We start from the raw sequence: 11,605 nt of genomic DNA, 5'->3' as shown, positions 1-11,605 counted from the left end.
ATTTTCCGAAGTCAGGAAAACATTTGATAACAAAATTGTGCATGCAATAAATCCCTTATGTATGTTATTGAATTAGTCATCATGTCGGCATTCCTTGCAGAATTTACTTTTATTTTAGACCAAATTAAATATTATTGGGTTTTTGTCCTGGTATTTCATTTTTGTATAGGCATATTACTTTGTTTAATGCTGGACTTTTAACTAGATTACCCTAGACTATTTTAAAAAGTTGGGGAGATATTGTATGTATTCATCAAATTATATTTATCATCATGATGACTTGGAGTTGCTTGGATTTTTAGCCCATAAAGAGGGTATCAACGAACCTTGTCCCGCCGTCCTTGTAGCGCATGACTGGACGGGTAGAGGAGAGTTTGCCTGTCAGAAAGCAAAACTACTTGCTGAGATGGGTTATATTGGGTTTGCTTTAGATATGTATGGGCAAGGTCGTCTTGGTTCTAACAACGATGAAAAAATGGCATTAATGCAGCCCTTGGCAAACGATCGCTTATTCCTTAGGAAACGGTTGTGTGCGGCACTTGAAGCAATTAAAACAATACCGATAATTGATACGACTCGTATAGCGATCATAGGGTTCTGTTTTGGCGGTTTATGCGCCCTTGATATGGCTAGAAGTGGGGCAGATATAAAGGGTGCTGTGAGTTTTCATGGTTTACTTAATAAACCTGATAACCTTAAATCAGAAAAAATTAAAGCAAAGGTTTTGGTTTTGCATGGCTATGATGATCCTCTAGCTAAACCAGAGCAAGTGCAAGCTTTTTGCCAGGAGATGACAGAGGCTAATGTTGATTGGCAAATGCATATGTATGGTCATGTAAAACATGCCTTCACTAATCCAGTGGCTCATGATGAGAGTTTGGGGTTAATTTATGATGAGACAGCTGCGCGTCGTTCATGGCAGGCGATGCATCAATTTTTACAAGAGATATTCTAATGTTTAAAAAAATTCTGGTGGCTAATCGCGGAGAAATTGCATTACGAATTGTGCGTGCTTGCAAGGAAATGGGAATAGCTGCAGTCACTATTCACAGTGAAGTGGATCGATTTGCATTGCATGTAAAACGAGCTTCTCATTCACATTGCCTTAGTAAGAAACCACTGGAAGCTTACCTTAATGGATGGCGTATCATTGAGTGCGCTAAAGCAGCAGGGTGTGAAGCAATTCATCCTGGATATGGTTTTTTATCTGAAAATGCTGAGTTTGCTGAGGCTTGTAATAAGGCAGGTATAATATTTATTGGACCTCCTTCTTCAGTGATAGCCGCGATGGGATCCAAGACTGCCTCTAGGGAGGCAATGATCAAGGCTGGTGTGCCAATTATACCTGGAAGCAAAGGTAATTTGGGAAGCATAGATGAGGCTTTAAGTTGTGCTGAGGTTCTGGGATATCCAGTAATGCTTAAAGCAACTTTTGGGGGAGGTGGACGAGGGATACGATTATGTCATGATGCTGCTCAAATAAGACAACAATTCGCTCGCGTACAATCAGAAGCCGAGAAATCGTTCGGGGATGGTCATGTCTATATGGAGAAATATATTACTAACCCTCGCCATATAGAGGTACAAATTTTAGCAGATCACTATGGGACAGTACTTCACTTATTTGAGCGAGATTGTTCTATACAACGGCGTCATCAGAAGCTTGTAGAGATAGCACCTTCTCCTCAGCTTGAGGAGACCACTCGTAAACTACTGTTGGATTATGCCATCAAAGCAGCTAGGGAAGTAGGATATACTAATGCTGGTACTGTGGAGTTCATTTTAGATAAAGACAATCAACCTTATTTCATGGAGATGAATACCCGATTACAAGTTGAACACCCAGTGACAGAACAAATTACTGGCATTGATATTGTACAAGAACAAATCCGGATTGCAGCGGGCGAACCTCTTTCTATGTCTCAAGATCAAATCCAATACAACGGTTTTGCAATAGAGTTTCGTATCAATGCCGAAGATCCTCAGAATGATTTTTTGCCAAGCTTCGGCCGGATTACTCGCTATTACGCTCCAGGTGGCCCTGGAGTACGAACAGATAGTGCAATATATACGGGCTATCAAATTCCTCCCGATTATGATTCTTTGTGCGCTAAGCTTACCGTTTGGGCTCTTGATTGGCCATCTGCCCTTAGGCGAGCTCGCCGTGCTCTTGAAGAAATGCGTATGTTTGGAGTAAAAACTACAATTCCCTATTATTTGGAAATGATACAATCCACCGAATTTCAGAAAGGATTATTTAATACTGGATTAGTAGAAGCACATCCTGAATGGTTAAGATATTCCAATAAATCTCTTCCTCAACATAAGGCTGCGGTCATTGCGGCAGCTATTGCTGTATATAAAATCTAAAGTCAAATGCAGGTCAGCCATTGTTTGTTAATGCAGTGAGTACTACTTCGCATTTCAATAGTCAAATTATCCGTTTAGGTATTAATTATCTATTTGTCTGATTTGATAGATATTGAGGCAAAAAGGTTATCTGATTCAATGACACCATTGAACACTATTCCTAAGCCTGGATTAAGATTTATTGTTTAATTTGTGATAAAATGATTTCCAAGCGTTTTTCTACTGAGATTGCTGGTAGCTCAATAATAGGATAATTAAGGTCAATATAGGCATTATAAATACAGTTGCTAATCATCTTCGCGGTTGCATCATTCTCGTCTCTTATGGTATCAGGAACCACTGGCAAGGGATGGCAGAAAAAAATTTTTCGATAACGTAAGTGCTGGCAAGCTTTAACAACATGGGTGTCCTCTAAATGGTGAAAACGAAAATATCCTATACTATCAGGAGTACCTCGATCAAAAAAAATTAAGTCACCTTTAGAGAGGTGCCTTTCCCGCCTTAACATTATATTAAGAATTTTTCTTTGTAACCAAAGGATATTGTTGTGTTTAACTTCTTGCAATGTTTTTTGCTCATGAGACAGGAGTTGGTTGATGTAAAATCTGGCAATTTCCGGTGCAGTTTGGTACCCTAATTCTGCCAAAGAATTAATTAAAGTAGTTTTCCCTGAAGAGGGTCCACCTGTAATGACGCACCAATTTGTTTGAATCATATTAAGTAGTTATCAATAAGGCGAATATCACCAATTTGCACTGCAGCAAATCGCCTGCCCTGGAATTCCTCAATATATTCTACTGTTATTCCAAGAGCCTCTAGTTCTCTAGTGATCATGACACATGATTTATTTTGATGAAATATTTTTGCAAATTCATCAGCAATTTTTTTTTGGTCTGGAGTAAGTCTGTTATTGCGAGAGCTGCAGGCTAAACCACTCTTTTCTCTAATTGTTGGGCAAGATTTTATTTCAATATTCATGAATAGTGCTTTAACCATTCCACGAATTAATAAAAACTGTTGATAGTCTTTTTCACCAAAATAAGCTCTGGTTGGTTTCGTCAAATTAAAGAGCTTCATAACTATAGTGAGCACACCATTAAAGTGCCCGGGCCTATGTTTTCCTTCCATCATCTGGCAAAGTTGGTTTTCCTGAATTTGATAGCGATATCCGTCCGTATAAATTTCTTGCTCATTGGGAAGTATGCAAAAATTAACTCCGCTTTGCACCATTAGTTTGAGATCAGCATCAAGTGTACGTGGGTAGTGAGTAAAATCATCTGGGTTATTAAATTGAGTCGGATTAACAAACAATGTAGAAATTGTATAATCATTTTCCTTACTACTTGTTAGAAATAGGGAAGCGTGTCCAGCATGCAAATTCCCCATTGTTGGAACAAAACCTAAAGAGAGATCAGGAGATAATGTTTTTCTAAAGTTAATCCATTCATTTAGGTTATTAAAAACGTGCATTAGTTATTTTCCTAAAAAGCATACTCATCAGTTGGGAAATGCATTTGTTGTACCTGTTGGGCATAAGTATTTAAAGCTTCAACAAAATGATCTTTGGCTCTAAAAAATTTTTTTACAAATTTAGGATTAAAGGAAGTTTGTAAACCTAACATATCGTGCCAAACAAGGACTTGTCCATCGGTACCGGAGCCTGCACCAATACCTATAGTAGGAATGGTCAAAGAATTGGTAATAATTTTTGCCAAATTTTGTGGGACGCATTCAATGACTATTGCAAAACAACCAGCTTGTTCTAGAGCTAATGCTTGGTTTAGCAAAATCTCTGCTTGCTCATCATTTTTCCCCTGTACTTTATAGCCCCCTAATTGATGAATCGATTGAGGAGTTAAACCAATATGCCCCATTATTGGAATTCCTGCATTAACTAGATGAGAAATGGTTTGACATGTCTCTTGGTCAGCGCCTTCAATTTTGACTGCTTGGGCTCCTGCTTGTAATAATCTTTTTACGTTTTCAACGGTATGGCTTTGTGACAATTTATGAGCTAAAAAAGGTAAGTCAGTAACCAAGAATTGTTTACTTAAACCACGAGCTACGGCTTGAGTATGTAATTCCATCATTTCTATGGTGGCCATGATAGTTGTAGAATGGCCGTGAATTACCATGGCTACGGAATCACCTACTAAAACACAATCGATATTTGATTCTGCCACGATACAAGATGAAGGATAATCATAGCAGGTCACCATGGAAATCTTGCTATGCTCTTGTTTTTTTCGTTTAAAATCCTGGATCTTCATGCTGTTCTCCCTAAATAGGGAAATCGATTAGATCTAGATAAGTATAAAGGTAGTATAGGTACCTGTCTCATGGATCAAGTCCTCCAGAAACGTTAAATAAAGTCGCTGCCAATAAAATATACTGCTTATATCCCTGAGTATTTTAGGTGTATAATTAGTCTATTGGGGTCAACGCATCAGTTGTTATAATATCTTAAGTCCTTTACTGAAATCTAGAGCAGCAAATATTTAAATAGGTATATAAGTAGGTTTGTTATGCAATTTATCAATAAATTAAATAGCCCTGGGGAACATGAATTAATGCTTGAAGGATTAGTGGGACCATTGGAAGCCGTATTGACTGTGCCTCAGGAGGTTGATCCTACATATATTGCATTTCTTGGTCATCCACATTCTTTACAGGGTGGAACCATGAATAATAAGGTAGTCACCACTATGGCTAGAGCATTTAAGGACTTGCATATTCCTTCAGTGCGATTCAATTTCAGAGGGGTAGGACGATCGGCAGGGTGCTATGATAATGGTGTAGGAGAAAGTGAGGATATGCAGAGTCTTGTGAAGCAATGGCATGCTGAGTATCCCCCTGCTAAATTCATCTTTGCTGGATTCTCATTTGGGTCTTATGTGGCTTACCGTACGGCATCTCAATGTGAACATGTTCTGTTAATAACGGTAGCTCCGCCAGTTCATCATTATGACTATAAGGAATTTGACCCTGTTCCTTATCCTTGGCTTATTGTGCAGGGTAAAGAGGATGAGGTAGTTCCATTTGAATTAGTGACTCAATTTGCCAGGCAATCTTCTCCGGCAATCCCTGTTATTGAATTTACAGAAACGGGTCATTTTTTTCATGGTAAATTATTAATACTGAAAGAACAATTAATAGAGAATGTGCGTGTCCAGGTTTGTTTGTCATGAGTTTAATAACGTATTATGAGGCGGCAATTCGCGCAGGTGAGATAAACGATGAATCAGCCCAGAGAGAAATTCTTGCCCATATGCAACGACTGGTAGAGGATTTGAAAAAACCAGAGAGCTCTTGGTTTCGGTGGAAAAAAAAACCTCCTGTTTCAGGCCTCTATATTTATGGCCCGGTTGGCGTTGGCAAGACGTATTTGGTGGATTTGCTGTACCAGTATGTTGAAGAGGAGAATAAAGCAAGATTTCATTTTCACCATTTCATGCAGCAAATTGATAGTCAGTTAAGACGAGTTCAAGGCAAAAAAAATCCTTTGCTTTACATTGCAAAAGAAATTGCCAAGTCGACTCGTTTATTATGTTTTGATGAGTTTTTAGTTCATGATGTTGCTTATGCAATGATTTTAGCCGAGTTACTCCAGGCTTTATATAAACATGGTGTTGTTTTGGTTATTTCTTCCAATACTCAGCCGGATGATTTGTATTTAAATGGAGTACACAGAGAAAGATTTATTCCTGCTATTGAGATTATTAAAAGAAATTGCGAAGTGCTTAATCTTAATCTTAAGAGAGATTATCGTTTGGGGCGGCAACCTCTTTTGGAGTCCTATTTTTATCCTTTAAATGAACAAACTCAAGAGGCTATGGAGAAACAGTTTGCCTTGACTACTCAAGAAGAAGACAGGAAGGGGTTTATTACTGTACAAAATCGGGATATTCCTTATGTGAAATATGGCGTTCGTTCTATTTGGTTTGCTTTTGATGTGATTTGTAATTTTCCAAGAAGCCAATTGGATTATTTAGAAATTGCTGACCGCTTTGATAATGTCTTTATTAGTGGTATTCATAAGCTTACAGAGAATCATACGGCACAAGTTATAATGTTCATCCATTTTATAGACATTATGTACGATAGAGGAATTAAAGTCATTGTTTCTGCCGATGTATCTGTAGAAAAATTATACACTAACGGTGAAATGAAGGAAACTTTCAAGCGCACTTTAAGTCGTTTGATAGAAATGCAATCGGTTGATTATCTTAGTCGTCATCCTCATCGTTTGATTAAGGGAATGGGTTGAGAAGATAATTTTTATAAACGAGAATGATTCTCGATATCATTTATGTTAGAATTGGGATTAACGAATTTTTTTGTTTCATATTATGCAGATTAGTGACTTAAAACAAGGAGACAGAGTGCGATTAGTCGGATTTGGAGCGACTGATATGCAATATAGACGCAGGCTTTTGTCTTTGGGAATTACTTGTGGTATTGAATTTTCAGTAGTGAGAATAGCGCCATTAGGATGCCCAGTACAAATTGAGGTAAGAGGAACATTTTTAACTTTGCGTAAAGATGAAGCAAGTCAATTAATTTTGGAGTACCTATGACTCATGTTTTATTGGTAGGAAATCCAAATTGCGGTAAAACAACATTATTTAATGCTTTAACCGGTGCCAATCAGAAAGTAGGGAATTGGCCTGGAGTTACTGTTGAGAAGAAAAGCGGCAAATTTTTATTTAAAGAGCATTTAATTGAAGTGACTGATTTGCCAGGTATTTATTCACTGGTAGCCAATGCGGAAGGTATAAGCCAGGATGAACAAATTGCAGCCCAGTCGGTTGTTAATCTAGAGTATGATTGCATTATTAATGTAATAGATGCTTGTCATCTTGAAAGACATTTGTATTTAACTAGTCAATTATTTGAGTTAAGCAAGCCTGTTATTATCGCGCTTAATATGATGGATATTGCCCGACAACGCGGAATTTCTATTGATATAAAATCGCTGGAAAAACAATTAGGCTGTTCTGTTATCCCAATTCAGGCGCATAAAAATGTTGGCGTATCTGCGCTGCAACAGTCGTTAATTAATTTTCCCCGCACCATTAAGCCCTTGGCGCTTACTTTGCCGGTGTCAGCACAGCATGCTTTAAGTAAGATAAAAAATCAATTGATCGCACAAGGTTATGAGAAGTCACTTGCCTATTATTATTCTTTGAGACTGGCTGAAGGCGATTCATTAACAAGTGCTCAATCTCTTAAAATGTGCTTGATGGAATATCAGAAAGGAGATTTAAGCCTGGACGTGGTGTTAGCTGACGCCCGATATCAGAAAATTCACGAAATTGTCACCCAGGTCCAACAAAAACCCAATGATGCCAGTGAGCATTTTACTGCAAAATTAGATAGGGTTGTTTTGCATCGTTTTCTGGCATTACCTATCTTTTTTTTGATGATGTATCTAATGTTTTTATTTGCTATTAATATTGGCGGTGCCTTTCAGGATTTTTTTGATATTAGCACAGAAACTATCTTTGTTCAGGGTAGTGCCTGGCTATTACAACAGTTTCATGCGCCAAATTGGGTGATAGCACTATTAGCTAATGGGCTAGGTAAAGGAATTAATACTACTATTACTTTTATTCCCGTTATTGCCGCTATGTTTTTCTTTCTTTCTTTATTGGAAACTTCAGGTTATATGGCCAGAGCGGCATTTGTTGTAGATAAAGCAATGCGAGCGATGGGATTACCAGGAAAATCGTTTGTGCCCATGATTGTTGGTTTTGGGTGTAACGTTCCTGCTATTATGGCTGCGCGCACCCTTGATTCGGAAAGAGATCGGCTGTTGACTATAATGATGAGCCCATTTATGTCTTGCAGTGCTAGACTTGCTATTTATGCTGTGTTTGTTGCTGCATTTTTTCCTACGGGTGGCCATAACGTTGTTTTTTCGCTGTATTTAATTGGTATTTTAATGGCAGTCTTAACTGGGTTTATATTACGGAAAACAGCCTTGAAAGGGCATGCATCACCATTGATTTTGGAATTACCTGCTTACCACAGGCCTTCACTCAAGCGCTTATTTAGAGAAACCTCATTGAGGCTACGGTTCTTTGTTTTTCGTGCTGGTAAACTGATTATCCCTATTTGTGTGATTTTGGGTGGGTTAAATGCGATTACCTTGGGGGGAGGAATTAGCTCCGGGGAGGCTAGCACAGATTCTTTATTATCATTAATAGGCCAGGGGATTACTCCTTTATTTTCTCCCATGGGGATTAATCAAGAGAATTGGCCAGCAACAGTAGGGTTGTTAACAGGTATGTTGGCTAAAGAGGTGGTAGTCGGCACTTTAAACACACTATATGCTCAAGTAGGTCATTTGGGCGAAATCACAGCAGTCAATTTTGATTTTTGGAGTGGGATAAAGGCTGCTTTATGGTCTGTTCCCGAGAATTTATCAGAATTAGGGGCTGCTTTGTGGAATCCGGTTTCTGCTAGCGCTGCTGATAGCGATCTCTCGCAATCTGTTTATGGCATTATGTCACAACGTTTTAATGGGGCAGTGGGGGCTTATGCCTACTTGCTTTTTGTTTTACTTTATATTCCTTGCGTTTCTACCATGGCAGTAATACGTCAGGAGGCCAATAAGCAACTTATGTGGACCTCTATCATCTGGTCATTTGTGATAGCCTATGCTACTGCAGTTGTTTTTTATCAAGTAGCAAAATTTTTAGAACATCCACAACAAAGTATCCTTTGGATTTTAGCTATGGTATTGAGTGTGAGCTTTGTTTTAAGGATCTTTCATTATATTGAACATAATATGGAGAGTCGCGATGTTGTTACAAATACGTGATTTTATCCGTCGAGAAAGGTTTGTAAGCACTCAACAATTGAGCAGGGAATTTCATTTGGATCTGACTGCGCTACAACCAATGTTAGATATATGGGTTAAAAAAGGCACAATACGAAAATGTCAAGGAGACTCGAATTGTAAAAGTGCTTGCTTTAAATGCCGTGTTTCCCCTGATTATTATTACATTGTCTAATTGCAGCCGGCAGGTTGGTTGGCTCATCCTGACTCAAATGACCAACCTAGAGGTTGCGGATTATCTGGTTAATAATTTCTTTCCAAAGCAAATTTAGCTAGGTCAACGAGGGCTTCTTTATAAATAGAATCAGGAAGTATTTCCAGCGCTGAGAGGGCAGAGTCTACTTCTTGAGCTGCAATTCGTTTGGTATAAGGTATTGCTTTGGTTTGTTCAATAGCAATTAAAATGTCAGGTAGATAGCTGAGGCTCCCTTTCATTAAACTGTCTTTTATTTGTTGTTGCTGGATTGGTGTACCATGTTGTAATGCATGAATAAGAGGTAAGGTTGCTTTCCCATCCGCCAAATCGTCACCAATATTCTTGCCTAAAGTGGTAGCATCTGAACAGTAATCCAGTGCGTCATCAATCAATTGAAATGCATTTCCCAAGTGCAGCCCATAAGTATATAGGCTATTTTGGACCTCAATAGATGCGTTGGTGAGTATGGGACCTATGCAAGCGGCAGCAGCGAATAAAAGTGCTGTTTTAGCTCGTATGACATCAAAATAGTCGTCTAAATTAAGAGCAGGATTATGACGATTGGCTAACTGTTTGACTTCACCGCAAGTAATTTGATGGGATGTATTTGCTAGAAGATTAAGAATTTCAGTGATGCCAACTTCTACCATTAATTGTACTGATTGAGTAAAGAGATAATCGCCAACTAAAACACTCGCTTTACTTCCCCAAATGCTGTTTGCAGTTTGTCTGCCTCTTCTCAGGGTTGATTCGTCAATGACATCGTCATGCAATAAGGTGGCAGTATGAAAAAATTCAACCATGGCAGCTAGAGAAATATGATCCTTCCCTTTGTATCCACAGGCATTGCTTGCCAAGAGTACCACTAGGGGGCGTAAGCGTTTCCCACCACTTTCAACTATATGTTGTGATAAATCGTGGATTAAGCCAACTTGAGATTGAATTTTATCAATAATTAAATTATTAACCGCGTTAAAATCCTCACTAACAAGCGCTCGTATACGGTCAATAGTCATTCATTTGCCCTCTGATATGTAATCAATGAATCCTAAGGTCGTATCAGTTAATTGTCAAGTGGCTGTCAAACTGGGGCCTTTTCACTCATGCTAACTGCCCCGATAAGCAGGTTAAACATTAAAGCGGAAATGCATGACATCCCCATCACGAACAATATAATCCTTGCCTTCCAGTCTCAGTTTACCTGCTTCCTTAGCACCTTGCTCGCCCCCGAAGCGAATGAAATCATCATAAGCAATAACTTCTGCCCGAATAAAGCCTTTCTCAAAATCAGTATGAATCACACCTGCTGCTTGAGGTGCGGTTGCGCCTTTATGGATAGTCCAAGCTCTTACTTCTTTTACTCCAGCAGTGAAATAAGTTTGGAGTCCTAGTAGCTCATAACCAGCTCGGATTACTTTGTGCAAACCAGGTTCACTAAGCCCTAAATCTGCCATAAATTCCTGTCTATCCTTTTCATCTAATTCAACCAACTCTGCTTCAGTTGCTGCGCAGAGAGCGACGATACTCGCATTCTCTTGCTCTGCCAATGCTTGTACTTTATCCAGCAAGGGGTTATTTTCATAGCCATTATCGTCTACATTGGCAATATAGAGAACAGGTTTGGCAGTTAATAAAAAAAGTCGTTTGGTAATTTGTTCTTCGTCAGGTGTGAGTTCGAGAGTTCTTACTGGATAGCCGGCATCAAGGTGAGCTTTAATTTTTTCCAAAGTTTTTAATTCAAAAATAGCATCTTTATTTCCACTTTTGCTATTTTTACTGACTTTTAATATGGATTTTTCTAATGTCTCCATGTCAGCTAAAGCTAATTCGGTATTAATGACTTCTATATCACTTAACGGATCAACTCGACCTTCTACATGAACAACATCCGAGTTATCGAAGCAACGAACAACATGGGCAATGGCATCAGTTTCTCTAATATTCGCTAAAAATTGATTGCCTAATCCTTCTCCGCTTGATGCGCCTTTAACTAATCCAGCAATATCTACAAATTGCATCGTGGCATGAATAACTTGTTGCGGCTTTATTATGTTACTTAAAGCATCCAGTCTCGGATCTGGTACGGTTACAATACCGACATTGGGTTCAATGGTACAAAATGGGTAATTGGCTGCTTCAATACCAGCTTTAGTAAGTGCATTAAAAAGTGTTGACTTACCGACATTGGGTAAACC

The 11,605-nt window shown here is 38.7% G+C and carries 12 protein-coding genes; 7 read left to right on the top strand and 5 right to left on the bottom strand.

Features of this window, described 5'->3' with window-relative positions; translation table 11 throughout:
• The first annotated feature begins 244 nt into the window (after positions 1-244).
• Together OK13_RS10690 and OK13_RS10685 are read left to right on the top strand one after the other, a co-directional pair.
• Positions 245-955 (top strand): dienelactone hydrolase family protein, encoded by a 711-nt coding sequence (locus OK13_RS10690; protein WP_035890754.1) that lies wholly within the window; start codon positions 245-247, stop codon positions 953-955.
• Positions 955-2,370: an acetyl-CoA carboxylase biotin carboxylase subunit gene (locus tag OK13_RS10685; RefSeq protein WP_035890752.1), complete on the top strand. Its 1,416-nt coding sequence runs from the start codon at positions 955-957 to the stop codon at positions 2,368-2,370. Before OK13_RS10690 ends, OK13_RS10685 begins: the two co-directional genes overlap by 1 nt.
• Positions 2,371-2,548: 178 nt before the next feature.
• On the opposite strand, the gene OK13_RS10680 is transcribed toward OK13_RS10685, so the two are convergent.
• The 3 genes from OK13_RS10680 to panB are packed head-to-tail and all read right to left on the bottom strand — an operon-like array spanning position 2,549 to position 4,640.
• Entirely contained in the window at positions 2,549-3,085 is a 537-nt protein-coding gene (locus tag OK13_RS10680) for an AAA family ATPase (RefSeq protein WP_035890751.1), read from the bottom strand.
• Entirely contained in the window at positions 3,082-3,840 is a 759-nt protein-coding gene (gene panC / locus OK13_RS10675; RefSeq protein WP_035890750.1) for a pantoate--beta-alanine ligase, read from the bottom strand. The genes OK13_RS10680 and panC overlap by 4 nt, the downstream gene beginning before the upstream one ends.
• An 11-nt stretch (positions 3,841-3,851) precedes the next feature.
• Positions 3,852-4,640, bottom strand: a complete 789-nt coding sequence (gene panB / locus OK13_RS10670) for a 3-methyl-2-oxobutanoate hydroxymethyltransferase (RefSeq protein ID WP_035890749.1) — start codon at positions 4,638-4,640, stop codon at positions 3,852-3,854.
• Between the two features lie 255 nt (positions 4,641-4,895).
• Here panB and OK13_RS10665 point away from each other — a divergent pair, with 255 nt between their 5' ends.
• The 5 genes from OK13_RS10665 (at position 4,896) to OK13_RS10645 (ending at position 9,389) form a co-directional block, all read left to right on the top strand.
• Positions 4,896-5,558: an alpha/beta hydrolase gene (locus OK13_RS10665; RefSeq protein ID WP_035890748.1), complete on the top strand. Its 663-nt coding sequence runs from the start codon at positions 4,896-4,898 to the stop codon at positions 5,556-5,558.
• Positions 5,555-6,637 carry a cell division protein ZapE gene (gene zapE / locus OK13_RS10660; protein ID WP_035890747.1) on the top strand — a complete coding sequence of 361 codons (1,083 nt, stop codon included), beginning with the start codon at positions 5,555-5,557 and terminating at the stop codon, positions 6,635-6,637. Before OK13_RS10665 ends, zapE begins: the two co-directional genes overlap by 4 nt.
• Positions 6,638-6,719: 82 nt before the next feature.
• Entirely contained in the window at positions 6,720-6,947 is a 228-nt protein-coding gene (locus OK13_RS10655; protein WP_081964919.1) for a FeoA family protein, read from the top strand.
• A complete protein-coding gene (feoB, locus tag OK13_RS10650; RefSeq protein ID WP_035890746.1) occupies positions 6,944-9,196 on the top strand; it encodes a Fe(2+) transporter permease subunit FeoB in 2,253 nt (750 codons plus the stop codon). Before OK13_RS10655 ends, feoB begins: the two co-directional genes overlap by 4 nt.
• Complete coding sequence (locus OK13_RS10645; protein WP_035890745.1) at positions 9,177-9,389, top strand: FeoC-like transcriptional regulator; 213 nt, start codon at positions 9,177-9,179, stop codon at positions 9,387-9,389. Before feoB ends, OK13_RS10645 begins: the two co-directional genes overlap by 20 nt.
• Before the next feature lie 68 nt (positions 9,390-9,457).
• On the opposite strand, the gene OK13_RS10640 is transcribed toward OK13_RS10645, so the two are convergent.
• Positions 9,458-10,426: a polyprenyl synthetase family protein gene (locus OK13_RS10640; RefSeq protein WP_035890744.1), complete on the bottom strand. Its 969-nt coding sequence runs from the start codon at positions 10,424-10,426 to the stop codon at positions 9,458-9,460.
• A 111-nt stretch (positions 10,427-10,537) separates the two neighbouring features.
• Positions 10,538-11,605 (bottom strand): redox-regulated ATPase YchF (ychF, locus tag OK13_RS10635; protein ID WP_035890743.1); only part of this gene is annotated, 1,068 nt, incomplete at its 5' end.

It is taken from the genome of Legionella norrlandica, from assembly GCF_000770585.1.
GTDB classification, from domain to species: domain Bacteria; phylum Pseudomonadota; class Gammaproteobacteria; order Legionellales; family Legionellaceae; genus Legionella; species Legionella norrlandica.
This window is presented reverse-complemented; position numbering and strand designations above follow the sequence as displayed.

What these genes read in the sequence shown, in the direction of transcription:
- panB (WP_035890749.1), bottom strand. Translation starts at nt 4,640, where the DNA reads ATGAAGATCCAGGATTTTAAACGAAAAAAACAAGAGCATAGCAAGATT.
- OK13_RS10655 (WP_081964919.1), top strand. Translation starts at nt 6,720, where the DNA reads ATGCAGATTAGTGACTTAAAACAAGGAGACAGAGTGCGATTAGTCGGA.
- OK13_RS10690 (WP_035890754.1), top strand. Translation starts at nt 245, where the DNA reads ATGTATTCATCAAATTATATTTATCATCATGATGACTTGGAGTTGCTT.
- OK13_RS10640 (WP_035890744.1), bottom strand. Translation starts at nt 10,426, where the DNA reads ATGACTATTGACCGTATACGAGCGCTTGTTAGTGAGGATTTTAACGCG.
- OK13_RS10645 (WP_035890745.1), top strand. Translation starts at nt 9,177, where the DNA reads ATGTTGTTACAAATACGTGATTTTATCCGTCGAGAAAGGTTTGTAAGC.
- feoB (WP_035890746.1), top strand. Translation starts at nt 6,944, where the DNA reads ATGACTCATGTTTTATTGGTAGGAAATCCAAATTGCGGTAAAACAACA.
- OK13_RS10680 (WP_035890751.1), bottom strand. Translation starts at nt 3,085, where the DNA reads ATGATTCAAACAAATTGGTGCGTCATTACAGGTGGACCCTCTTCAGGG.
- zapE (WP_035890747.1), top strand. Translation starts at nt 5,555, where the DNA reads ATGAGTTTAATAACGTATTATGAGGCGGCAATTCGCGCAGGTGAGATA.
- OK13_RS10665 (WP_035890748.1), top strand. Translation starts at nt 4,896, where the DNA reads ATGCAATTTATCAATAAATTAAATAGCCCTGGGGAACATGAATTAATG.
- OK13_RS10685 (WP_035890752.1), top strand. Translation starts at nt 955, where the DNA reads ATGTTTAAAAAAATTCTGGTGGCTAATCGCGGAGAAATTGCATTACGA.
- panC (WP_035890750.1), bottom strand. Translation starts at nt 3,840, where the DNA reads ATGCACGTTTTTAATAACCTAAATGAATGGATTAACTTTAGAAAAACA.